Raw genomic sequence first — 26,001 nt, 5'->3', positions numbered from 1 at the left:
TTCGCCTTCATCATGCGAGTGCAAGCACACTTTGCCGAATGCTCTAGCCCTTGTTACTGCTAAGCTGGCGCTAATAACTGTTCTAAATAAGAGGAGGGTTCTAGAATGGGTAAACCAACTGGATTTATGGAATATAAACGAGAAAAAATGAAAGAACAACCGCCACTAGAGCGCGTCTCAAGTTGGAATGAGTATGCGACAAGGCTGACAGATGAATCTTTGCAAAAGCAAGGCGCACGCTGTATGGATTGCGGCACACCATTCTGTCATATGGGTATCGAAATCCGCGGTACAGCAGCGGGTTGTCCAATTAATAACGTCATCCCGGAATGGAATGATTTAGTGTATAAAGGGCAGTGGAAGGAAGCACTTGATCGTCTACATATGACGAATAACTTTCCGGAATTCACAGGGCGCGTTTGTCCAGCGCCTTGTGAGGGCTCTTGTATACTAGCAATTACCGATCCAGCAGTAGCGATTAAATCAATTGAGCGCACAATTATTGATAAAGGCTTTGAAAATGGCTGGGTAACGCCACGAATTCCAGCAAAGCGCACTGGTCGTACAGTCGCAATCGTTGGTTCAGGTCCAGCAGGTTTAGCAGCTGCCGATCAACTAAATCAACTAGGACATAGTGTTACAGTATATGAACGCTCGGATCGTTTAGGCGGTTTACTAATGTACGGTATTCCAAATATGAAGCTAGAAAAGGACCTTATCGAGCGTCGTGTAAACTTGCTACGCTTAGAAGGAATTAATTTTGTTGTCAATACCGAAATCGGTAAAGCTATTACAGCTGAAGAGTTACGTTCTCAGTATGATGCAGTTATTTTATGTGTCGGCGCGCAAAAGCAACGTACGCTTCGTATGGAGGGGGCTGAATCAGGGAATATCCATTTAGCGATGGACTATTTAACAGCAACAACAAAAAGCTTACTCGATTCAAACTTTAAAGACGGTAAAGCTTTAGATGTCAAAGGCCAAGATGTGATTGTGATTGGTGGTGGGGATACAGGTGCGGACTGTGTGGCAACCGCACTACGTCAAAAATGCAAATCAGTGTATCAATTCGGGAAGCATCCACAGCAAGAATTAACACGTACGGATGAAACAATGTGGCCGAAAGATCCAAACATTTACAAATTAGATTATGCCTATGCGGAAGCGGACGCACAATACGGCCGTGATCCACGTGAGTATTGCATCCAAACACAAAAAATCGTGGCGGATAAAAATGGGGATGTGAAAGAACTACACACAATTCAAATGGCAAAAATCATGGGCGATGATGGCTTCCATTACTTTAAAGAGCTTCCAGGGACAGAAAAAGTGTGGCCAGCACAGCATGTCTTTGTTGCAATTGGCTTTGAAGGAACGGAAAGAACATTACCGGAGCATTTCGGTGTCAACGTTACTAACAACCGTATTCAGGCATCGATGAAGGATTTTGAAACAAACGTACCAGGCGTCTTTGCAGCAGGTGATGCGCGCCGCGGCCAAAGCTTAATTGTTTGGGCGATTAAAGAAGGTCGTGCGGTGGCGGTGTGTGTTGATTACCATTTAACTCGTGTTAAAGTAAACGCATAATTCATCAAAATAAAAGTGCTGTTTGAGGAAAACTCGAGCAGCATTTTTTTATGGTTAAGAAAGGACATCATCTCGCCCAATTTTTGGGCGAGATGTGTCTTGCTAACACTTATAGTAAAAGGGTTGAATTGACACTTGTTAGTATTTTGAGAGTTTTGTACTGTATGATGAAAAAGAGGTGAATGAACTTGTGGAAAAAGATAACGAGTTGGATACTTATATTCCTATCAATGACGATACTTTTATTTATGTTATTTAATGATCAAGATACCCGGAAAACGAAGATTAAAGCAGAGAATGGGGTGCTAGATTTAACGTCTATTACTTTAGATGAGGAAATTGTCTCGCTTTCAGGTGCGTGGAAATTCATACCTGAACAATTTAGCTCACCTCAAGTTTTTCAAGAAGATGCTTCTACACAAGTGGTACCAGGAGCCTGGAAGGATGATGTGCAATTTGGTACGTATCAGCTCAAAATTGAATTACCGGAACACTTCGAAGAAATTGGTTTACGGGTCCGAAATATTTGGTCTGCACATCGACTATATGTGAATGGAGAGGAGCTAGCCTCTCATGGAACATTAGGAACTAGTAAAGCAGATGTAGAGCCAAGTAATCCAACGTATGAGCTATATTTTACACCCCAAAAAAAAACAATTATCGTTACAATCCAAGTAGCAGATTTTTATAATGCAAGACAGGGGATCGTTTTCCCCATTGATATCGGTATAGCAGAAACAATTAAAAAAGATGTCAATAAAGATGTGAATTTAGAATGTACTGTTATATTTATTTTTCTCATTTTTGCTATCTATCACTTTAGTTTATTTTTACTTAGAACGAAAGATAAAGCGTTTTTTTATAGTGCACTTTACTTTATCTCATTGGCTTTTCTTGTGTTAACTCGTGGAGAGCGTACACTGTTAAGACTTTTTACAAATTTACCTTTTGAGTTTTATTTCCGATTCCAGGATTTTATCACATTTATTAATGGCTTTATGCTCATTTGTTTTGTTTATTATACAGTCCAAGAAGTGCTTAAGCGTAGGACTGTTTTCCTTTTATCGATGCCTTTAATCGTGTATAGTATTGCGGTTTTGTTATTTCCTGCACGATCATTATCAAGTCAGCAATATGTTTTTTTCGGCTATATGAGTTTACTCACGGTTATTTTAATCGTGCGCTTTTTCTACATATTTATTACGAAAAAAACAAAGGCTCCTAAAAATGAGTTAATCACGTTGATTTTTATCTTTTCTTCGTTATTTATGTTTGCACTTAGTGGTACTTTTGATCAGTTATTTTTCTCTGGACGGAACATTTTTAATCGTATTGGAATGCTTTTCTTTATTTTAAGCATGAACGTTTTTCTCGCAATGCGATTAATTAATCGAACAACGGATGCGGAGCGATTCAGTGAGCGACTCGAAAAAGCAACGATAGGAAAGGACTCTTTTTTAGAAGTAACAACCAAGGAGTTAGAGCAGCCTCTTTATCATGCACTAAATGTATCGAGGACAATAGCGGCCAAAACACCGTCCGATGAGCAACGTTTACTTGAACAGCAATTAGAACGCTTACTTTATTTAGTAAGTGACTTGAAGGATTTCACACGTATTCGTTTTGAGGAATTTCAAATTGATGTGGCATCGATTAATCTTCAAATGATACTCCAGCATGTCATTACCCTACACTCACTCACGATAGAAAAGGAAAAAATACGTTTATTCGTGCAAGCAGATGTTTCTTTAGAAGTGATAGCGAATGAACAAAAACTAAGCCAAATTATGTACCGAATACTTGAAACGGCCATTCACCATGCAGTCAATGGGAATGTGATCATATCCGTTATTCAACTTGACACAGATGTTCGTATTACTGTAGAAGGAAATGGACCAGAAGATACAAGGCAAATAGCAGCAGATGAAACAGGACAATCAATTGGGCAAGCCATTATTGAACAGATGGGTGGTTCTTATGGTGTTCATTTTGTCGACAATGGCATCTGTTACACGATTACATTACCGTTTTCCAAATATGTAGAACAGCATAATATTCAGCTTGCTTCTAATGTCCAAATACCAAGCTTAGAAAGTGACGTTCTTTTGCCTAAACTGCTAATTGTAGAGGATGATTATGCACACGCAGAGGTTCTACAAACGTTGCTGAGTAGTGATTATTCAATTCAGTTAGCACATAATGCAGAAACTGCTTTGGCAAAATTAGAAGAATATAAGCCTAATTTTCTATTAGTAGATGAAGTAATGCCATATAAAGATGGTTTATCTTTAACAAGGATTATACGAGAAAAGTATAGTTATTTTGATTTACCTATTATTATGCTTGTTGCTGATGAATATCCGACGAATATTTCATTCGTTTTCGATGCAGGAGCAAATGATTATGTTCGGAAGCCAGCGACAAAAGAAACAATTATGGCTAGGCTATCTGCAATTTCTTTAACAAAAGAGGCAATGAACAACGCGTTGGCGCATGAAATGGCATTTTTACAGGCACAAATAAAACCACATTTTTTATATAATGCCCTTAGTAGTATTATTTATTTTTGTTATACAGATGGTGAAAAGGCCGGACACTTATTAACAATGCTTTCAACTTATTTGCGATATATATTAAATTCGAGTAAAGAAAATACACTAGCTACATTGGAAAAAGAGCTGGAAATTATTCAAGCTTATGTGGAAATCGAGCAAGCACGTTTTGGAGAACGACTAATTGTACAAATCGATATTGATCGTGCGATAGATACGAAGAAGGTAGAGTTGCCAAGCTTACTTTTACAGCCTTTTGTCGAAAATGCTGTCCGACATGGGATTTTTGAAAAAGAGGGGGATGGCCATGTTACACTTCGCATTCAACAATTGCCTCAGATGTTACAGATTGAAGTAATTGATGACGGTGTTGGGATGACTGATGAGCAGATAGGGATGCTTATGGAAGGGAAAATTATGAGTAACAGCGGCATTGGCTTTAGTAATGTACTTCGCCGTGTACGAGAAATCCCAAATGCACAATTGACAGTGAAGTCTAAAGCAAATGAAGGAACAACTATTACATTAAAATTACCGAATGAAGGAGAATAGCGATGTGGAAAATTGCAATGGTGGAGGATGAACAACCGATTTTAGATTTGCACAAACGAATTCTTGAAAAAGATCATCGCTTTCAAGTGATTGCTAGCTATTCATCTCCTACAATAGCAGCCTTAGAGCTAACAAAAATTCAGGCAGATGCGTTTTTATTAGATATCGAGATGCCTAAAATGACTGGAATTGAGCTTGCAAAAAAACTTGTAGATGAGGGAATTGATGTACCGATTATTTTTTCCACAGCGTACTCACAATACGCAGTAGATGCATTTCGTGTACAAGCGTTAGATTACGTACTAAAACCAATGACTCCAAATATGGTTCGCCAACTTGACGAAAGACTTTCTAAATATTATGGAGTAAATAAACAACAAGATGAGGCAAGGTTAGAAGTTAAATTGTATGGAGAGGCTGAAGTACGTATAAATGGTCAAACAGTGAAATGGCCTACGAAAATAACGGAAGAACTATTTTATTATTTACTTGTCCAAGAAGGGAAGGTTGTATCAAAATACAGTATTTTAGATGATATTTGGCCGAATCATGAGGAAAAGAGGGCACTAGCGAACTTGTATAATACGATTTATCGAATGCGGCAGCTTTTTATAGAGCTTCATCTGCCTATTCAAATTGAACGGATCAATGATGGTTATGAGCTAATAGCAAATAATGCAATTTTACGACTGCCTCCATTAAATGTTAAAGTGCCCCTTTTAGAAACAAAAGGCTATTTATGGGCTTATACAAGATGATGCAATGGCTGACATACAGTGGGACTACGTATGTCGCCTTAATTGGTAGCGTAAATAGTCTTAATGAAAAAATGCAACTAGAATAGTGAAATTAATTCTCATTTATCTATTTCGAATTGAAAATGAAAAATTAATTCAAACTCCTATTAATATCGTATAAATAAACTTCTTGTTAGCATTTCCAAAATGTGCGAAAGATTTTTTAATTAAAATCATTCTAAACTGTTTGCAACCTATACCCTTTTCAGTTAAGATTGTAATGACAATAAATTAGCAATGGTTTTGCCCATGCAATGAACTTATGGAGGTAATCTAATGGCAACTTTAGAAATTAAAGATCTTCACGTTGAAATCGACGGTAAAGAGATTTTAAAAGGTGTAAACCTAACAATTAACACAAATGAAATCCACGCAATTATGGGTCCTAACGGTACTGGTAAATCGACGTTAGCATCTGCAATTATGGGGCATCCTAAATACGTAGTAACGCAAGGTGAAGTTTTAATGGATGGCGAAAACGTATTAGATATGGAAGTTGACGAGCGTGCTCTAGCAGGACTTTTCTTAGCTATGCAATATCCATCAGAAATTGCTGGTGTTACAAATGCGGACTTCTTACGTTCTGCTATCAACGCACGTCGTGAAGAAGGTCAAGAAATTTCTCTAATGAAATTCATCCGTGAATTAGACAAAACAATGGACTTCTTAGAAATGCCAGAAGAAATGGCTCAACGTTACCTTAATGAAGGCTTCTCTGGCGGGGAAAAGAAACGTAACGAAATCCTTCAATTAATGATGATCAAACCAACATTCGCTATCCTTGATGAGATTGACTCAGGACTTGATATCGATGCACTTAAAGTTGTATCGAAAGGAATCAATGAAATGCGCGGCGAAGGATTCGGTTGCCTAATGATCACTCACTACCAACGTTTACTTAACTACATCACGCCTGACCATGTACACGTTATGATGCAAGGTAAAGTTGTTAAATCGGGTGGTCAAGAATTAGCTCAAAAACTTGAAGCTGAAGGATATGACTGGATCAAACAAGAGCTAGGCATTGAAGACGAGACTGTTGGAACAGAAGCATAACTAAGGAGGACGAATGAGATGACGGTTGAAACAAAATTGGCGTTATCAGCACAAGAAGTACGCTCGTTCTCGCAAAGCCACAACGAACCAACTTGGTTTGCTGATTTCCGTGAAGCAGCTCTTACTAAAGCGGCTGAGCTACCCATGCCAACGCCTGATAAAACAAATATTACGAAATGGAACTTCTTAGATTTCCCTATTCACACAGTGGAAAGCAAAGGATTTACTTCATTAGAGGAACTTCCTGAAGAAGTACAAGCATTAATCGATACAGAAGGCCAAGAAAACCTTTATATCCAACGCAACAATACACCGGCGTTTAGTAAAGTTTCTGAAGTACTTAAAGCAAAAGGTGTTATTTTCACTGACATTCAAACTGCGATTCGCGAACATAGCGATCTAGTTCAAAAATACTTCATGACAACTGCTGTAAAAGTAGATGAGCACAAATTAACGTCTTACCATGCGGCACTTGTTAATGGTGGTGTATTTGTATACGTACCACGTAACGTAATCGTAGAAAAACCGCTTCAAGTTGTGTTTGTAAACGATAACGCAGAAGCTTCACTATTCAACCATGTATTAGTTGTTGCTGAACAATCTTCAGTTGTAACTTATGTAGAGACTTATGTTTCAACTGTGGAAGAATCAAAAGGTCAAGCAAACATCATTGCGGAAGTAGTAGCGTTAGATAATGCCCAAGTTACATACGGTGCAGTAGATGTTCTTGCAAAAGGCTTCACAACATACGTAAACCGTCGTGCTAACATGGCTCGTGATGCAAAAATTAACTGGGCTCTTGGTTTAATGAACGATTCAGATACAATTTCAGAAAACATTACACATTTAATTGGGGATGGTTCATTCGCTGATACAAAAACAGTAGTTGTTGGACGCGGAAACCAAAAACAAAACTTCACAACTGAAGTTCGCCACTGGGGTAAAAACTCTGAAGGTCTTATTCTGAAGCATGGCGTTATGAAAGACGCAGCACAAACAATCTTTAACGGAATTGGTAAAATCGAACACGGTGCTACAAAAGCGAACGCAGAACAAGAATCTCGCGTATTAATGCTTTCTGAAAAAGCACGTGGCGATGCAAACCCAATCCTTTTAATCGATGAAGATGATGTAACAGCAGGACACGCAGCATCTGTAGGACGTGTTGACCCGATTCAACTTTACTACCTAATGAGCCGTGGTATCTCGAAAACAGAAGCAGAGCGCCTTGTAATTCACGGATTCCTTGCGCCAGTTGTAAACAACCTGCCAATCGAAGGTGTTAAAAAACAACTGACGGAGGTTATCGAAAGGAAAGTTCGATAATGATACTAAAAGACATTAAACGCTATTTCCCAATTTTGAATCAAGAAGTAAATGGGCATCCGCTCGTATACCTTGATAGCGCAGCGACGTCACAAAAGCCGGTTCAAGTAATCGAGGCATTAACAAACTACTATAACTTGGACAATTCGAACGTGCATCGCGGAGTTCATACTTTAGGTAACCGTGCAACAGATTTATATGAAGGCGCACGCGAAAAAGTACGTAAATTCATTAATGCTTCTTCTACTGAGGAAGTCATCTTTACACGCGGTACTACAACGTCTCTTAACACAGTTGCTGCTGGCTATGGCCGTCAAAACTTGTGCGAGGGTGATGAAATTGTTATTTCTTACATGGAACATCACTCAAACATTATTCCTTGGCAGCAGCTGGCAAAAGAAAAAGGCGCTGTCCTAAAATATATCGACCTCGAAGCAGACGGGACAATCTCTCTTGAGACAGTACGTGAGACGATTACGCCAAAAACAAAAATTGTTTCTGTTATGTATGTTTCAAATGTACTAGGTTCAATTAATCCAGTAAAAGAAATTGCGAAAATTGCACACGAAAACGGTGCCATCATGGTAGTGGACGGAGCACAAGCTGCACCACACTTAAAAGTGGATGTACAGGACTTAGACTGTGATTTCTTTGCAATGTCAGGACATAAAATGTGTGCTCCTACTGGAATTGGTGTACTATATGGTAAAAAAACGCTTCTTGAAAACATGGAACCAGTTGAATTTGGCGGAGAAATGATTGATTTCGTAGGTTTAAACGAGTCAACATGGAAAGAGCTTCCGTGGAAATTTGAAGGCGGCACACCAATCATTGCAGGTGCAGTTGGTTTAGGTGCAGCAATCGATTTCTTAAACGAAATTGGACTAGATAATATCGCAGCTCATGAGCATCAGCTTGCAGGTTATGCGATGGACCAGCTAGAAACGATTAGTGGTCTTACAATCTTTGGTCCACGTGATCCAATGAAACGATGCGGTCTCGTAACATTCAATTTAGATGATGTGCATCCTCATGATGTCGCAACTGTTCTAGATATGAGTGGGATTGCCGTACGTGCAGGGCATCACTGTGCTCAACCTCTTATGAAATGGTTATCTGTGTCAGCAACAGCACGTGCAAGCTTCTATATGTATAATGACGAAGCGGATATCGATGCTTTAGTTGCAGGATTGCGTTCGGCGAAGGAGTATTTTAACGATGTCTTTTAATAATTTAGATCAACTATACCGCTCAGTTATTATGGATCATTATAAAAACCCGCGTAACAAAGGGGCTTTAGAAGAAAACAGTGTCACAATCGATATGAATAACCCAACTTGTGGTGACCGTATCCATTTAACACTACAAATTAACGATGGTCTTGTGCAGAATGCGAAATTTGACGGCGAAGGCTGTTCGATTTCTATGTCTTCTGCATCAATGATGACGCAAATCGTTAAAGGTAAAAAATTAGACGAAGCGCTTGAGCTAGCGGAACTTTTCTCGAAAATGATGCTTGGTGAAGAGATTGATACAGATAAATATGATTTAGGGGATGTAGAAGCACTTCAAGGTGTAGCTAAATTCCCAGCACGAATTAAATGCGCAACATTGGCTTGGAAAGCAATGGAAAAAGGCGTGCAAAACGAAGTGAAATAAACCTGAACGGAGGAGAAAAAATGGCTAAAAAAATGCCTGATATCGGCGATTACAAGTATGGCTTCCATGACAAGGACGTATCAATTTTCCGTTCAAAACGTGGACTTACTGAAGACATCGTTCGTGAAATCTCAAATATGAAAAAAGAACCACAGTGGATGTTAGACTACCGCTTAAAGGCTCTTGAAATTTTCTATGCAAAACCAATGCCACAATGGGGTGGAGAACTAGCTTCTTTAAACTTCGATGAAATTACGTATTACGTAAAACCATCAGAAGCAACTCAAAAATCTTGGGATGAAGTACCTGAAGAAATCAAAGCTACATTTGATAAATTAGGTATTCCTGAGGCAGAACAAAAATATCTAGCAGGTGTATCTGCTCAGTACGAATCTGAAGTAGTTTACCATAACATGAAAAAAGATCTTGAAGATTTGGGGATCGTATTTAAAGATACAGACTCAGCACTTCGTGAAAACGAAGACATCTTCAAAAAATACTGGGGTACAGTAATTCCAGCTTCAGATAATAAGTTCTCAGCACTTAACTCAGCAGTATGGTCAGGCGGTTCATTCATTTACGTACCACCAGGCGTAAAAGTGGAAACACCGTTACAAGCATACTTCCGTATTAACTCTGAAAACATGGGTCAATTCGAACGTACATTAATCATTATTGATGAAGGTGCTTCTGTACACTATGTAGAAGGTTGTACAGCCCCTGTTTATACAACAAACTCTCTACACTCAGCTGTAGTAGAAATCATCGTTAAAAAAGATGCATATTGCCGTTACACTACAATTCAAAACTGGGCGAATAACGTGTACAACTTAGTAACGAAACGTACAGTTGTTGAAGAAAACGGTACAATGGAATGGATTGATGGTAACATCGGTTCTAAACTTACGATGAAATACCCAGCTTGTATCCTTAAAGGTGAAGGCGCTCGTGGTATGACATTATCAATCGCAATCGCAGGTAAAGGCCAACACCAACATGCTGGTGCGAAAATGATTCACTTAGCACCAAACACATCTTCAACAATCGTATCGAAATCAATCGCTAAACAAGGCGGTAAAGTTTCTTACATGGGTCAAGTACGTTTCGGCCCTAAAGCTACTGGTGCTCGTGCAAACATCGAATGCGATACATTAATTATGGATAACGAATCCACATCAGATACAATTCCATACAACGAGATCTTAAATGATAATGTATCTTTAGAGCACGAAGCGAAAGTTTCAAAAGTATCTGAAGAACAATTATTCTATCTAATGTCTCGTGGTATTTCTGAACAAGAAGCAACTGAAATGATCGTAATGGGCTTCATTGAACCATTCACGAAAGAACTTCCAATGGAATACGCAGTAGAAATGAACCGTCTTATCAAGTTTGAGATGGAAGGTTCTATCGGGTAATCCAAACCTTACAACAAAATTAACAGTGACTAATGCCAACTTTGGTGTTAGTCGCTTTTTTATTGTAAAGGAAATAATATAATTCTAGCCTGGGGATAACTTTGGTGTAAAATAACATTAATGATGGAGGTGTTGGAAATGCAATTTGATCATCGAGGAATTATCAAACGAATGTTAAACGATCATTTTGATGGATTTTGGCGGATGAACCAAGAGGCATTTCCTGCAGCTTATCGTCAAGATATTTTAGAAACAGTTCAAAAAACCATTCGATGCGGTTCAAAAGATATGGGGCACATACGTTATGAATGTCTTGGTTGTCCTGGTGGTTCAAAACCCGTTTTTGTTTACTTCTCTTGTAAAAGCCGTTTTTGTAATAAATGCGAAAAAAATATACGGATGATTGGTCAGATAAACAACAGGAGCCTGTTTTCAATGTGCCACATCGTCATATGGTGTTTACGATTCCAGAAGAAATACGAAATGTATTTTTTCTAGATCGAAAAAAGTTAAACGAATTCAGTTAATTAGTTGCGCAAGTGTTTGATTATTACTATGAGCGTAGAAATAAACAGCTTCAAATCAAGCCTGGTATTATTACAATCATTCACACATTCGGACGAGATTTAAAGTTCAATCCACATATTCATGTACTTGTGACAGAAGGTGGAATGGATTCTTCAAATGATTGGAAACCACTAACATTTATTTCTTATGAATATTTACAGAAGTCTTGGCAGAAAATTGTGATGGACTCGATGAAAAGGTGGTTTCCCAATAACACGGCTGTTCAAAAATTAATTAATGATTTATATAGACGCTATACGAAAGTTTTTTTATGTGAATGCTGAAAAAAAGATGCAGAATGCGAAGAAGGCAGCGAAATATATTGGTCGTTATTTAGCGCGTCCAGCGATTGCGGAATATCGCATTCAAGGATACGACAAGACACATGTGACATTTTGGTATGAAGATCATCGAACGGGAAAGAAAGTGGTAACGAAACAACCGAATTATCGTTTTCTATTCAATTTACTTCAGTACATCCCGCCCAAGCATTTTCGAATGGTTGGGCGTTTTGGGTTATAAAGTAGGAGAAGCTATGAAAAACGAATCAAGCTATGGTTTTGTATGAATTTGTGCGTACAAAACAACTATCACTTTTATTTGGGAAAGTACCGAAGAAAAAATCATACCGCCAACGAATGATTGAAGCATTTGAGAAGGATCCATTTGGTTTAAATGAACCAATCGAGCTGGTTTCTTTCGTATGCACAAAATGTCATGAAATCGATGAGGTACCTGCTTATTTAATTGGTAAATTTATGGTGGATAAAAAACAGGGAGAAGAAGTATCTCTGGAATGCCCGAAATGTAACGGTGAAATGTTTCAAACGAGAAATAACCCAAGCGAATAAGTCCACTTGGGTCGTGTATAAAGAGGTGCTAGCGTTTTTGTTCTTCAACTAAAAGGGCCAAATACTTGAAAGAAAATGTTGTAAATTTTTTCGCAATTTGAAATAATTGTTATTGAACTAAAGAGTCAGGTTAGTGTAAGAAGGAACAACACTTCATTAATGTGCATTTGACAAATATTGCGCACTAAGTTAGGCGAATGTGTGAAAATAAAGGCTTTCCCGAATTGAAAAAAATCAAGAATAGCCAAATGATTGTTGGGTAAGCAGGGTACTTATTTTATTTAAAAAGAACTTTTATTTTTACAAGATCTTGGATACTTCCATCTTTAGCGCTTCTAGTAAAAACGTGAAGTTCCCCTGTTGTTGATGTAGGTTTTCTGTCAAAGGGCAACGTGCTGCTGAAATTTCCATACACAGGGGCTCCTGCATCGGCTGTTATAAAGCCCTCATTTGAAACAATAACTCCATTTGCATCTCTTAGTTCATGATTAAGAGCCGCTTCGAATGCTCTTGCTTGTCCTTTTACGCGTTGCCCGCTAGCAATCTTTGTCCCAGGAAGAGGAGTCCATACAACAATATTTTTGGATGTCGGCAGGGGGATAATCAAATGAAACTTCGGCCAAATAAGGTCTTTCTGAAAACCCGGGCGCCCCTGATTTGCTTTAATGATTCTTGAAAGTGGAATTCCAAATCTGCTCGAAATAGCAGATAGCGTATCCCCCAATTTAATTTCATAGATAAAAACAGGAACCAGTAACTGTTGATCAGGAATAATTAGGTTAGGGTTAGTCAAGTTATTGATACCTGAAACTAAATCAGTAAATGTGCTAAATCTCAAAGCAATTCCACTGACAGTGTCACCAGATTTTACAACATAGGATGCTTTTCCTGAAACTGAAAGGCTGGGAACTACAAGTACATTCCCTGGAAAGATAAGGTTAGGGTCTGTAACGGGTGGCATTAAGTGGTTGGCTTGTGCGATTGCATCTCCAGAGCTTCCAAATCTCTTTGCAATCGAAGTAAGAGTATCCCCTTTACGAATTGTATAAATAAATTCTTTTTTTGTTATTATTGTCATAGTCATATTCCTCCATTTTTTTGGTTACTTAAATAGGTTATGATTTTCAACGAAAAAAGTATGGGCAAACACACCATGAAGAACATGGAAAAATGGTTGTCTTTAGCCTTTTTTACCGATAGGAAGAATAAAAACACTACTATGGCTTTAATAGTTTATAGAGTGATTCGGGAAATTCAAAGGAATTAGAATAGATAATGAACAATACGATTCAATTGTACAATTAATAGGATAGTCCTTGTGCAACTAACGGGGTGCGTTAATTTAATAAGACACACAAAAGTACCTGAAAATTTATGAGTAAAATGAAAAGAACTCACAGTTCCCATTCAGTGAATTCATGTTTTTCAAAACCCTTATTTCATGCGAATTCAGCACGTGCCAAATTCGTTTGATTTTGTATGATGGATTTTGACGAATATATTATTAAAAACATTGATTTAAAGCCTTTTTCCATGTGATTTAATCTATTATTATTTTCAAAATTATTCAAATTCGAGATGGAAGGGTCTATCGGGTAATCCGAGCCTTCCTGCAAAATTAACAGCGACTAATGCCAACTTTGGTGTTAGTCGCTTTTTTTAGTGAATAAGAAAGTATAACTTTCTCATCCACATAAGTAAGGACACGGTGTTTGTCAATATAGTTGTCGCATGTAGTAGATATAGTGCTCTTATTTTTTATCCTGCTCTTGCCACATATCTTTTCAAGCTAAGCGCACTGCGTTTGCCCGCCTGGTGATGTGGATCAAAAGGGAAAAGCGTTCTTTTGATCCATACCACCAGGATAAATGGACATCAAGTTTTCCGTAATGAAGCCTTCTGTTCTTCCTCACGTACCTGATTTAACGCCACTTGTTCGCGTACCGCCCAATCTCTTGTATTACGTGCCCAACGCTTGGGATGCTGGCTTCATACAAACCTTCGAACGCTTGGCTAAAATTGCTTTATAATACCGGGAGGCGCTGCATGTTTATTTGTGTTATTTGAATACGGGATTACCTTCCTTCGGTGGATTAGAAAATCAAATTGTCTACAAGTAATTTATCGAAGGCATGACGCTCGAGTATGCAGAAAGTTTTATTGGGTAATTTATAGATATTGTTCAGTAAAGGGAGAAAAAGGATCACTTCCTATACAAAATGACCCAAAATAATAACCCAAGAGGTGTGGGGATAAATTAGCTTTACACTACAATTACAATGGGGTTATAGCTTACGAAAGAGATTTTGGAGGCTATTTGATTTTAGAAACATCTAGGACAATGGTGAAAACTTTATCCATATCCATTAACATACAATCTAAATAGAAGATATAGCCTAATTTTTTACACTAAAACAATAGAAACGTTAATACCCTTTATGCATGAAAGTAGCGCCGACAATAATTAGAAGAATGAATAGGACAACGATTAGGACGAATGTTGAACCATAGCCATAATTATTGTCTCCGTAATTACAATTATAACTGCCTACATTTCCAGAGTACCCCATAAAAACACCTCCTTTCCTCATTATTCTATTCATCAAAGGGGAGGAAGGGTAGGGCAAAAGAACATGAACAGGTCTTTGTTGCTGTAACATCCAAAGAATTTATGATGCAGCTAATCTGCAAAATGGAAGTTGCGCATTAAAAAAGTTAACTGAAGTTTGTCTGAAATCTTGACGTAGATCTATATTTAAGTACTTACATTGCAAGTTTCATTTAGACTTGCAAAATATTCTATAGTTACAATGAAACTTTTGATAGAAGTTTTAAGGTCTATTTTGTTCAATTTTCTTACTTTTATTTAAATCTAACTCGGTCTGCTGCTTATACCGTATACGTAATAAAAATATAGACAATAATAATGGTGAATAAAATTTCCTTAGAATGAGGTGAATACATGAAAAAAAGGATATTAGGTACGTTTACAGCAATACTATCTATTGGATTATTGTTCGGATGTGGTACACCTAATGATGAACAGGAGCCAGATCCAACTGAAGAACCTTCTGAACAACAAGAAGATCAAAATCAAAATGATAATCAAAATGATCAACAAGATGATAACCAATAGTTAAGATTTTGCATTTTTAAAATAACGAGTGCTCCAGTTAAATATCTCAGAAAAAGACCACTCCGTAATGGGTGGTCTTTGATGTATAACGTGCCGATAGCGTTTGAAAAAGAATAAATTTATTTGAAAAGAGTAATTCGCAATGCGTTGATTTTACTGACTTTCTACTATGGGCAATGTGTAAAAACTTCTGCAGAAAAATCGTTTATCTTTTAATGTTTTATTTAATATACTGTTCCTTCAATCAAACGGTGTAGCACATCCGGCCGATTCGTAAAAATTCCATCTACTTCAGCTTCTATTAGTTCTCTCATTCGCTCAGCATCATCCACCGTATATACATGAACTTTCAACTGCGTTCGGTGAATTTTCTCCACGTCTTCAAGCTTAAATACTGCATCGTTTACCCCAACGCCATCTGCATAGCGTTTAATAAAAAACAAGTCTAATCGGCTCAATCTAGCAGTCTCTATTTTAGATAGTAGTTGAATAAGCGGAATGGAATCATTGTTCTTTCGAAACCACTTAAGACTACCTTTATGAAAGGATTGAATAATAGTAGAATCTTCTAAATGATATTGCTCGATTAAACGTAGTAGCTTTTCGTTGAGGTCTTTGCTATTGGATTTAGTTTCAATATAAAATTTTGCAAATGGAAATGTCTGAAATGCATCCTCTACCGTTAATAATGGAACACCGTAATCCGCTCTATGGGCCTGTTGCAGTTCGCTAAATAAATAGTGTTCAACGCGCCGTCCATCCCCAAAGGTAGGAACATCATCATGAACTACAACTAACTGTCCATCCTTGGTTAGCTGAACATCCACCTCTAAGTAATCAGTCCCTTGAGCAAGAGCTAACTCATAAGCGGCTAGCGAATGTTCTAATTCATAAGCAGAGGCTCCTCGATGCGAAATTTGTAAAAATTGTTGTGGAAGCTGGTTTTGATTGTTCATGAATAAAAATAGCGATAGACCAACTATGACGACAACTAAAATAATAGCTATCCGTTTCATTTGGATAATCTCCTTTAATAAATAAGGCGCTACGCAAAAATCTGTACTTAACTGCACATTGCACTCCAGGCGGACGCTTTCCGCGGGCAAGCACCGAGCCGCTTCAGTGGAACAAAGGAACAAAGGCTAAGTACGCCACGTCCTGTGGCAACGCCTTTGTGACCAACATCGTGTTGGCCTCAGTCCAGGGTCTCGGTTCGCTTGCTTTTCCCGCAGGAAGCTATGCTCTGTAGCGAAAGGCGAATGCCGTCAGCTACACTCGCCGCCTTCCGTTCCATGTGCTTATAAAGTAGTACACTTTCTTTTAAAGTAAAGCAACTGTTTGGGTAGAGACCCATAAATTACTTTAGAAATTCTCTACAACTGATGCATTTTATTATTCGAGTCTTTCGTTTATTACCCCATGCGTAAAACGATTAATTAGAGTCACTTTTAACTACATAAGCAAATTCAATAACGGTGGGAAGGCACGTTTTTATTAACAACTATTAGTATGCTATGATAGGGAAAAGGAGTGAAGACGTTGATTTATATAGGTTTAACAGGCTGGGGCGATCATCCAACATTATATAGTCAGGTAACGTCTGCACGGGACAAATTATTTGATTACAGTGGCCATTTTCCGACTGTCGAAGTAGATACATCTTTTTATGCCATTCCGTCGTCCGCTAATATAGAGAAATGGTGCAAGGATACACCAGATAATTTTCGTTTTGTTGTGAAAGCTTTTCAAGGGATGACTGGGCACTTACGCGATGATTTGCCTTACGAAACGCGCAATGATATGTTCAATGCATTTAAAGAATGTGCCGTAGTGTTTCAAAAGTATGGCAAGCTAGCGATGATTCTTGTTCAGTTTCCTCCTTGGTTTGATTGTACGAGTAAAAATGTACAATATATTCGCTATGTGAAACAACAATTACAGGGTTTTCCAATAGCGATCGAATTTCGTAATCAAACATGGTACGCTAATACTATGAAGGATAAAACGCTTGCTTTTCTTAAAACGCATGAATTGATTCACACGGTTTGTGATTTATATTAGGGGATATTGGTACAATATAAACATGGTTATATATATATATATTAATAACCATATATATCAATGTATTTTGGGAGGACTATTTCACACGAATAGTCCTTTTTTTGTGGTAAATATTTCTTTATTAAGATAATATTAGATGAATAATGTGTTGAGAATATTTACTTATGGGTGCTAGGGGAATAAAGTCCTCTAAAGAGTAGAGGTGTAGTTATTTTCTGAGGAGGGCATTATGGGAGATTTTGAATTTGTAGTAAAACAAATGAAAATAAATGAAATTAGGAATGGCGAACTAATTTCAAATGTGAAAGTATTTTTGTGTACTAAAGACAAGGAAACGGGTTTATTATACCCACATCCATTAACAAATTTTATAAAAAGCGAATTGGATAGAAAATCGTTATCTATTAACACTCAGCAAAATTATGCAGAAGAGATAAAAAAGTTTCTACATTTTATTTTAGAGTGTATTGAGAACGAAGATGAAATGTTTTTACATTTGGAGAAGGAAGGTATTTATGGATTAGAACTACAACATGGAGCAAGGTATATTTCGTTCTTAACTAATAGGGTAAAATTAGAACAGATTCAACCTTCACAAGTTTTTCGTTCTGAGCGTATTCTTGTAAGATTCTTTCGTTGGTTAAAGGAACAACAAATTATTAAAGAAAATGTACAATATAGGGAAGAAATAAGAAACTTTAAAGGTGACAGGAAAATAATAACCATCTCACCTTTTGATAATTTTGAACTTGGTACAGAGTATCCCAATAAAAAAATAAATAAACAGCAAATAAAAGAAAGAAAGTTACATGATTTTGGTATGGGTAGATTAGATCTTGTAAATCTATTTTTAAGAGTTGCAGAATTAGAAGCCCCTGATATCGCGTTAGGAATTGCTTTTCAATTCTATGGAGGGTTAAGGAGAGGAGAAGTTGTAAATCTGTTACGAAGGAGCATTAAAGAACCTCAGAAGAACGGTTCGGGAGAGTTTACAATTAATATACAAGACAATTGGAGAATACTTTTTTCTGATAAGGAACTTACTGTTTTTGAACAAGTGAAAAAAGTAAGGACTCAAGCAATATTTAAAGTACCAATTGTATTAGAGTTGTATGAAAAGCATAAAGAGATTTTACTAAGGTTAGAAAGAGCAGGAAAAATAAAAAATAACAAAGCGATGTTTTGTTCTATTCACACTGGAAAGCCAATTACAGGAATGGCATATTGGGAACGTTATACAAAGATAAAAGATAAATTCTTGGAGTATGTTTTAGAAGCAAGTGAAAAGGATTATTTGCTTTTAACCTCAAAACCTTGGTCTACGCATATTGGAAGAGGGATTTACACTAATATGCTTGTGTTTTTACTCAGATGGTCTGCAAGTGAAGTTGCTATTGCGAGAGGAGATTCAAATATAGAATCAGCACAAAGTTATATTGAAGAGCAGAATGTTAAAAAGAAAACTGAAGATGCAATTGAAATTTTAGCAAGAGCAACTGTTCAGGCTAATAATAAAATATACACTAAAATCGAAGATTTGAGGAACTTATAAATGGAAGGATACGCATTCTTTTACCAGTTAAATGAAATTTATAAATTAAAAAATTATAGATTAGCAAGTCAATCAAAAGTACAAGAGCTTATAAAACAAGGTGAAATTGAAGCAAAAGAAGAAAATGGACTTACTTATATTTCTATAAAATCTTTTGAAACATTTCTAAAAAAGATAGAATTGTTTCGTGAAGATCATATTTCAATACGTGAATTTGTTTGCAGCCTTACAGGGAATGAGAATCCTAGAGTGAATATTTCCAGTGTAAAAAATTTAGTTGAACAAACATGTCTTGAAATGATAAATTTCGATAATCATATTTACGGAAAACAAAAAAATTGGATTAAGAAAAGTAGTTATTTTCAATTTCAGCAGGAGTTTATTTCAATTTCTGAAGCCTTTAACGAACTCAATATATATTCAGATATTAGTCACTTTAAAGATAGTTTAATAAAAAGAAAGATTAGGATTTTTTTATTCCAAAAAAAATATGAACATATGTATGTTAAAAAAGTAGACTTAATTGTGCTTAAAAACAAAATAGGAGTAAAAGATGCTATGAGAGATTTGAAATTATCTCCTCATAATTTTTATGCGGCAATTAAAGAATATAACATTGAAATTTTTAAAGGAAGAAATCAGAAAACATACATACAAAAAGAAGATTTTCAATTTTTAAAAGACTCGCAAATTAAGGCTTGTAATGAGTTATTACAAAAAACTTACACCTATGATGAAGTAACTAAATTGTATAACGATTATGGTGCAACAAAAGGGAATCATGAAGTTTTAAAAAAATATACCTTTTCAGCTGAGATTCCACATTTAGCACGAATAGATAAATATAAAGGTAGAACTACTCTTTATTACAAAGCAGAAATGGATAACTACCTTTATGAACTTACGAAAGAAAAAGAAATAGTAAAATTATGTGATGTAACAACAAATGATTTTCATCTTTTATTCCGAGAAATTTTAAAGATTAAAAATGTTGTCTTTAAGGCTCCTATAACTAAAAAACTTTGGTTTCAATATGTTGATTGGAAACTGAAAAAAATGAACGGAAATAGAACAAGTTGTATTAGAAGAGTGGTAGATTTATCTAAAATCACAAAAATCTTTGTTGATTTTATAGGTAGTAAAGAAATTAGTGAGTTCTCTGAGAAAGAACTTAATTTAGGGTTGTTTAATAACCATGTCTCGTTTAAGCATAGAAAAGAACTACGTTCTTTCCTGTTTAACATCACACAAAATAGTGAACAGAGATTTGGGAAAAGAATTTTTGACTTGTCAAAAATAAATTTTAAACATAGCAATAATAGCAAAGGCATAAAAGAAAAAGAAATTTACTCTGTTGAGGAATATTTGAGTTTGAATAATTATGTTAGTGACTATGATACCCATAAAAGATTAGCGATAGAAGATATTAAAAAAGGATTAACAAATAGTAAGGAATATAAAAAATATGATTCTATGTGGTTATATGTTTTGCTACACATGAACAATGGTTGGAGAAATGGCACTGTTTTAGACTTTCCACGCTTTCATAGTTCCTCGTTTGATGAATTGAATATAAATACTATTGAATCATTAGAAAACCTTAAATTAACTTACAGTGATGCATTAAAAATCGTAAGTTTTTATCAGGTACAATGGTTTGAACATAATAAGACTAAAGAAAAGGCAACATTTTATTGTTCCAGTTTACTAACCTTGCCAATGGCTTATGCAATTTTAATATGTGAGTTTAGGTGTAGAAAATTACATCTTGATGATGAATCGAATCTAATTCATTTTTATACTAAGGAGAATAGAGTTAGCTCCAGTTCTCATGATTCATTTTTTAAAAATCATTCAGATGATTTTAGATTTGAATCCAGAAAAATGAATAGAACTGTTTTAACTTATACAAGTTCAGTAATTGAATCTACTTTAGATAGCGATCCGGTAACGATTGCTCAACATTTACGGGGTCATGTAAGCAGGGAAACTTCTAACATTTACATTCAACTTCCTCCAGAGCATTTAGATTTTATCATGGGGCAGCTATTTGATACAGGCTACTTTGGATTTATATATTCTCAATTAAATCATTTCTTAATTGGAGAGAGTCCTGTCAGTAGAATAGAGCAAACAAAAAAGTCAATCGAACTAAGGGCTTTATTTGGTGACGTTGTTAAATTGGAAGATACAACAGCTTATTTGAATTATTTATCACAAGAACGAGAAGATTTAGGTAAATTATTTGAAGAAATGCCTAAAGAAGAGTTAAAGAAAAAATTAAATTTAATTAATCTTGGTCTTTCACCAGCAAAAGAACAAACATACCAATGTTTATTTTCTAAATGCATCTCTAATGAAATTGAATGTAGTAATTGTCCGTTTTCTATCCCACATTTTTATACAATTAGCGTTATTGCTAAGAGGATAAAGCGAACTCTTATTAAGTATAAGGACATAGCAAGAAAAGCAGATATTCCATTAGGAGAGAAAAATAAACTTTATAACTTATTGCTTAGAGATTATACAAGTATTATGGAAGCCAAAAGAAAGTTTGGGGAAGAAATAATAGTGATGTTGATTAATAATGAATTAAATAATGTAATAAATGAATTAGAAGAACAGCCAGACCCAGAGAACTTACAATTTATAGATTGAAAGAGGGATTCTATGGAAACTACGATAACGGATATTATGGAGGAATTAATAGATAAAGTTCAGGAATATTCGGATAGTAGTTATGATTTAAACAGCTCTATTGAGGAATCGAAAATAATCCTTGAGGATGAAATGAGGATACATCAACTAAGTAAATGTGAATTTAAAGAAAACAAATGGTACATTGAGTTACCTTTGGAGTCTAAAAGAGCTTCTGTTGATTTCAATACAGTGAAAAAATCTATACAATTTAACAAAAAAATAAACACTACAGAGTTTATCAATATAGTTAAATGTTGGACTGCTTCATTAATTAACCAAGGCTATAATTCTACTGTTATTGTACAAATGGTACACGAAGGATTGAGATCATTTCTTAATTTAACAAATGGATTTACAAGTAATAATTATGAAGAGATAGCCGAAGAATTCGCTGCTTTCTCAAATAGAAGGAAAAATACTATTCGTAATAGTATATTGAACTTTTTTGATTATTATAATGATTATCCAATTGAAATTGAAGAATATATATCGATGATATATTCATTTAAAGTAATAAATAAAGTTGAGGCAAGACTTCTTCCTCCCTCTAAAGATATCCTTTTTTTTTCAAAGCTTTTAGAAGATTACTTTTCTAATGAGATGTCCGATTTAGAATATAGAAAATGGTTCCCAGTATGGTTATGGTGGAACTTAACTACTCTGATTCCTATAAGACCAAGTGAATACTGCAATATAGACAGAGACTGTATTTTTAAAAAAGGTGATAATTATTATATAAAACTTCCAAGACATAAACAAAAGCTGAATAACAAAAGAAATATACAAATTTTAAATGAAGTTAGGATTTCTGAAAAATTATATAGTGAGATAGAAAAATATAAACATAGAACAGCATCATATGGAAGAACAGAAACATTAATTTCTTATCTTTCAATGCCCAATATCGTTAATGGCGAGTATGTTGAAAATGTTTATTACCATACACTTAGACTTAAACCATACAAATTTTCTTTGACACTTTTTAGAAATAATTTATCTTCTTTTTACAAACATATAGTTTTTTTGAAGTATAAGGTTAGATTAGATAAAAACGAATCCAGTAAAAATACTTTATCCTGTATTTCTCAACAACTTAGAGTGGGTGATACAAGGCACTTGGCGTTCATCAATCTAAAAAGACAGGGCTATCATCCTACCGAGATTGCAAGGCTGGGCGGACATGTTACATTACAAACACAGAATCATTACTTTAACCATATTCAGAGTTTTGTAGACCTTGAAGTATTAGAGTTAATTACCAACAGTGATTTGGATAGCTACAAACATAAAATTGATTCGGATTTCAACCATGAGCAACAAATAAGCATGTCCTTCATTGAGAAATATGTATTAAGACCGTCGCAAACAAATTTCAAAATGAAAATGATAGATGGTTATTGTACTGACCCGCACCAACGGTGCAAAGTTGAGGATTGTTGGCAATGTACTTCATGGAGGATTTCAGAAGAAGAATTTATTGAAAAGAGGTGTATTTTAGAGAGGAAATTATCAGACAGTGAATCTGAGTTAAATAATGTGATAGAGAATCTTAAAGACTTATATAAAGGGATCTACGCTAATATTGGAAAAGATGAATTTTATTCAAATGATAACAATGATATTCGTAAAGAATTAATTAATAAATCTAAACGAATAGACAATGCAGTGAGAAAATATGTGAATCTCGCAAAAGTAAAAGAAAGGATTGAATTAATTGGAAACAAGGGGTAGAAAGCCTTCCATATATCCTCAAGCAGAGATTGAAAATATTATTTACCTATTTACTCAAAAGGAAAAAGTTACAGGGTGGATTAAGTATTCAGAAGTCTATCGTTTCGCTAACAAACTATATGAGGAGAGGGTTATAAACTATAAATTAAGTGAAGATTATTGGAGAAGAGATGGTAGACAAGGAAAAGAAATAATTGATAAGACAAATAAGTTATACGAAAACACAATAATTAATAAAAATGATAAATCTCATGGTGTTTATGTGGATACCGAAGAATGTGTTAATAAGTTCTTTTCGGGGAAACCATCTGATAAAAAAAGATTAATAGAAGCCTTAAAAATAAATGAGAAAAAGGCTAAAGAATCGAATAATCTATTAGTAAAAATAGATACTATGAAAGAGGAATTGTCTGTACACCATGAAAAAAATAAGGAATTACAGGCATTAGTTAAACAACAACAAATGATATTATTCTCTTGGTTCAACGCAAGTCTTAAAACCGATGTTCCTTTGACAAATTTAATTACAACAGGAAAATCGAGACAACCTATCGTTGATTTGTTTTTTGAAACTGCATTTTCTAATCCAATGGAGGGTTATGAAAAGTTTGAAGAGTATAGAAAGAAAAATACAATTGACGAGAATTCAAAAAAAGATACCATAGTTACTCCGATTAGAAAAAGCAGACTACAACAAATAACAGATAATTTTCGTGATGATAAATAGATATATATAAGGGGCGAGTGGCAATAAGCAGAAATACTTGGAAAAGGAGATTGGAGAGCTTTATACAAGAATTAAATACTCCAATTGTTCGTGAAATTAATAATGTAGATGGCGATGAAATGTACTTTCCAAATATTGAAAGTATTTTTTAGCTGTATGGAAATAACACTGATAAAATTATTAACGAACTTCAGGATTTCGAAATATTATTTCAACATTTATTTAAAGAGAGAAATGAATTGAAGGCTAAGTTTAAAGCGGTCCAGAAGGTCACAGAAAGAGCTAAAGAACAAGAAGAGTATATTGGTAAGCTGAAGTTAGAAAAAGAGCACTACAGGCAATTGTACGAACAAATTACTGTAGCCAGTGTAGATGCAACTTTAAGAAATCAAATGGGGCTGAAAAATAACTTAATCAATTTTAATGAATCAGTTAATAGAAATTTAGGTTTAAATAATTTACATGATTATTCCCTGCACCACAGCAAACGAAGGAGGAACAAAATTCGATAAATATGGAGAAACTTAAAGATAAATTTGAAAATTTATTTTAATTTAGTTAGGGGAAGTTTGCTTTGAAATCAAGTGAATAAGCTCTCAAATGGTTAACTAATAGAGACAGTTATAACGATTGGTAAATTATTTTTTGTTCAAAAATGGAAAATTGTATATTATTGTAGGTGTGATCGATTTTTTTATATAGTTAATTAAGGGGGATGGTTTAATGAAGACGATTTTTTGGGGAAATTATAAAGGTGGAGTAGGGAAAACTACAAGTGTATATCAGGTAGCTGGACACTTTGCATTAAATGGAAAAAAAGTGTTGGTAATTGATTTGGACCCACAATGTTCATTAAGTAATATATGTGCTTCAAATCAATCGAATAATGTACAAGTTGAAAAGACATTTAATTATATTGTAGAGCTATATATTCGATATATTAAAAATACACCATTATTTGATTTTATGTTATTAACAGGGAATTTTGATGAGGGCATCGTCGAATTTAATGTACATATAGAAAACGCCATCCAAAAGTGTAGTTTGGAAACACAATCTAACTTGTATTATATTCCCTCAAGTTTAAGCTATGAGAATAGCCGATTAAATGAGTTAGCACAACGGATGAATGATAATATAAATAATGTGTTTTTGATGAAATTATTTATCGAAAATATAAGGAGAATGGATAAATTTGATTATATTTTCTTTGACTGTCCACCTACAAGCAATTTGTTAATACAAAGTGTATTTTTATCCTCAGACTATTATATTGTACCAACTATTTGTGATGAGGTAAGTACTAAGGGTGTACCTGATTATATCACTGAAATTGAAAAAACTTATAATAAGTTTAGTATGCATGAACAGGTTGGTGGCATAATGGTAACTAAGATCTTTAAATCAAAGCCGAAATTTTTGGGGGTGTTTGAAACTATTTATAAAGAAAGGAGAGGTAATGCAGATAATAGCCATCAAATTGAAAGTTTAGATAGGAATATTACACAGATAAATATTCAATCGGTTCTATCAAGTAAAAATTATGATAAATATAGATATAATAAAAGTGAAGATAGTTTTGAGACAAAACATATATTTAAAGACTATATAGCTAATAAAGATAATCGTTCGGGTGGAGAAAGTATTCCTCAAAATACAGCTAGGGGAAAAATTACTCCATCCTATAAGAAAATATCGAATGTATTAATTGAAATATTAGGAGGCTAGA

The 26,001-nt window shown here is 35.1% G+C and carries 23 protein-coding genes; 20 read left to right on the top strand and 3 right to left on the bottom strand.

From position 1 onward, the window contains the following. The first annotated feature begins 105 nt into the window (after positions 1–105). The 12 genes from gltD (at position 106) to MHH87_RS13970 (ending at position 12,365) form a co-directional block, all read left to right on the top strand. Positions 106–1,587, top strand: a complete 1,482-nt coding sequence (gene gltD / locus MHH87_RS14025; RefSeq protein WP_340749881.1) for a glutamate synthase small subunit — start codon at positions 106–108, stop codon at positions 1,585–1,587. 188 nt (positions 1,588–1,775) lie between these two features. Next, positions 1,776–4,691: a histidine kinase gene (locus MHH87_RS14020; protein ID WP_340749880.1), complete on the top strand. Its 2,916-nt coding sequence runs from the start codon at positions 1,776–1,778 to the stop codon at positions 4,689–4,691. 2 nt (positions 4,692–4,693) lie between these two features. Next, positions 4,694–5,449 carry a response regulator gene (locus tag MHH87_RS14015; RefSeq protein ID WP_340749879.1) on the top strand — a complete coding sequence of 252 codons (756 nt, stop codon included), beginning with the start codon at positions 4,694–4,696 and terminating at the stop codon, positions 5,447–5,449. A 315-nt stretch (positions 5,450–5,764) separates the two neighbouring features. Then, on the top strand, positions 5,765–6,544 hold the full coding sequence (sufC, locus tag MHH87_RS14010; protein WP_340749878.1) for a Fe-S cluster assembly ATPase SufC: 780 nt from the start codon (positions 5,765–5,767) through the stop codon (positions 6,542–6,544). Positions 6,545–6,562: 18 nt separating this feature from the next. Then, complete coding sequence (sufD, locus tag MHH87_RS14005; RefSeq protein ID WP_340749877.1) at positions 6,563–7,870, top strand: Fe-S cluster assembly protein SufD; 1,308 nt, start codon at positions 6,563–6,565, stop codon at positions 7,868–7,870. Then, positions 7,870–9,099, top strand: coding sequence for a cysteine desulfurase (locus tag MHH87_RS14000; RefSeq protein WP_340749876.1), 1,230 nt, complete (start codon positions 7,870–7,872; stop codon positions 9,097–9,099). Before sufD ends, MHH87_RS14000 begins: the two co-directional genes overlap by 1 nt. After that, positions 9,089–9,529 (top strand): Fe-S cluster assembly sulfur transfer protein SufU, encoded by a 441-nt coding sequence (sufU, locus tag MHH87_RS13995; protein ID WP_340749875.1) that lies wholly within the window; start codon positions 9,089–9,091, stop codon positions 9,527–9,529. Before MHH87_RS14000 ends, sufU begins: the two co-directional genes overlap by 11 nt. Before the next feature lie 20 nt (positions 9,530–9,549). Beyond that, positions 9,550–10,947, top strand: coding sequence for a Fe-S cluster assembly protein SufB (sufB, locus tag MHH87_RS13990; protein ID WP_340749874.1), 1,398 nt, complete (start codon positions 9,550–9,552; stop codon positions 10,945–10,947). Between the two features lie 138 nt (positions 10,948–11,085). Beyond that, entirely contained in the window at positions 11,086–11,445 is a 360-nt protein-coding gene (locus MHH87_RS13985) for a transposase zinc-binding domain-containing protein (protein ID WP_340749873.1), read from the top strand. Between the two features lie 41 nt (positions 11,446–11,486). After that, entirely contained in the window at positions 11,487–11,798 is a 312-nt protein-coding gene (locus MHH87_RS13980) for a transposase (RefSeq protein ID WP_340749872.1), read from the top strand. 7 nt (positions 11,799–11,805) lie between these two features. After that, a complete protein-coding gene (locus MHH87_RS13975) occupies positions 11,806–12,036 on the top strand; it encodes a transposase (protein WP_340749871.1) in 231 nt (76 codons plus the stop codon). Positions 12,037–12,068: 32 nt separating this feature from the next. Next, on the top strand, positions 12,069–12,365 hold the full coding sequence (locus tag MHH87_RS13970; RefSeq protein ID WP_340749870.1) for a hypothetical protein: 297 nt from the start codon (positions 12,069–12,071) through the stop codon (positions 12,363–12,365). A 277-nt stretch (positions 12,366–12,642) separates the two neighbouring features. On the opposite strand, the gene MHH87_RS13965 is transcribed toward MHH87_RS13970, so the two are convergent. Together MHH87_RS13965 and MHH87_RS13960 are read right to left on the bottom strand one after the other, a co-directional pair. Continuing rightward, a complete protein-coding gene (locus tag MHH87_RS13965) occupies positions 12,643–13,443 on the bottom strand; it encodes a LysM peptidoglycan-binding domain-containing protein (RefSeq protein ID WP_340749869.1) in 801 nt (266 codons plus the stop codon). A gap of 1,348 nt (positions 13,444–14,791) precedes the next feature. Then, positions 14,792–14,935: a YjcZ family sporulation protein gene (locus MHH87_RS13960; protein WP_340749868.1), complete on the bottom strand. Its 144-nt coding sequence runs from the start codon at positions 14,933–14,935 to the stop codon at positions 14,792–14,794. 392 nt (positions 14,936–15,327) lie between these two features. Here MHH87_RS13960 and MHH87_RS13955 point away from each other — a divergent pair, with 392 nt between their 5' ends. Further along, entirely contained in the window at positions 15,328–15,501 is a 174-nt protein-coding gene (locus MHH87_RS13955; RefSeq protein ID WP_340749867.1) for a hypothetical protein, read from the top strand. A gap of 224 nt (positions 15,502–15,725) precedes the next feature. Here the strand turns inward: MHH87_RS13955 and MHH87_RS13950 are convergent, their stop codons facing one another. After that, on the bottom strand, positions 15,726–16,517 hold the full coding sequence (locus tag MHH87_RS13950) for a glycerophosphodiester phosphodiesterase (protein ID WP_340749866.1): 792 nt from the start codon (positions 16,515–16,517) through the stop codon (positions 15,726–15,728). A gap of 523 nt (positions 16,518–17,040) precedes the next feature. Between MHH87_RS13950 and MHH87_RS13945 the strand changes: the two genes are divergently transcribed. The 7 genes from MHH87_RS13945 to MHH87_RS13915 all read left to right on the top strand — a co-directional run bounded on the left by MHH87_RS13945 (position 17,041) and on the right by MHH87_RS13915 (position 26,000). Continuing rightward, a complete protein-coding gene (locus MHH87_RS13945) occupies positions 17,041–17,562 on the top strand; it encodes a DUF72 domain-containing protein (protein ID WP_340749865.1) in 522 nt (173 codons plus the stop codon). Between the two features lie 229 nt (positions 17,563–17,791). Beyond that, positions 17,792–19,114: a hypothetical protein gene (locus tag MHH87_RS13940; protein ID WP_340749864.1), complete on the top strand. Its 1,323-nt coding sequence runs from the start codon at positions 17,792–17,794 to the stop codon at positions 19,112–19,114. Then, on the top strand, positions 19,115–21,772 hold the full coding sequence (locus MHH87_RS13935) for a hypothetical protein (RefSeq protein ID WP_340749863.1): 2,658 nt from the start codon (positions 19,115–19,117) through the stop codon (positions 21,770–21,772). 12 nt (positions 21,773–21,784) lie between these two features. Next, positions 21,785–23,545, top strand: coding sequence for a hypothetical protein (locus tag MHH87_RS13930; protein WP_340749862.1), 1,761 nt, complete (start codon positions 21,785–21,787; stop codon positions 23,543–23,545). Next, complete coding sequence (locus tag MHH87_RS13925) at positions 23,529–24,272, top strand: hypothetical protein (protein WP_340749861.1); 744 nt, start codon at positions 23,529–23,531, stop codon at positions 24,270–24,272. Before MHH87_RS13930 ends, MHH87_RS13925 begins: the two co-directional genes overlap by 17 nt. 239 nt (positions 24,273–24,511) lie before the next feature. Beyond that, positions 24,512–24,784 carry a hypothetical protein gene (locus MHH87_RS13920; RefSeq protein WP_340749860.1) on the top strand — a complete coding sequence of 91 codons (273 nt, stop codon included), beginning with the start codon at positions 24,512–24,514 and terminating at the stop codon, positions 24,782–24,784. Between the two features lie 211 nt (positions 24,785–24,995). After that, positions 24,996–26,000 (top strand): ParA family protein, encoded by a 1,005-nt coding sequence (locus tag MHH87_RS13915; RefSeq protein ID WP_340749859.1) that lies wholly within the window; start codon positions 24,996–24,998, stop codon positions 25,998–26,000. The last annotated feature ends 1 nt before the right edge of the window (position 26,001 follow it).

The sequence above is a fragment of the Solibacillus sp. FSL H8-0538 genome, assembly GCF_038003525.1.
In the GTDB taxonomy this organism is placed as follows: Bacteria; Bacillota; Bacilli; order Bacillales_A; family Planococcaceae; genus JBBOPI01.
This window is presented reverse-complemented; position numbering and strand designations above follow the sequence as displayed.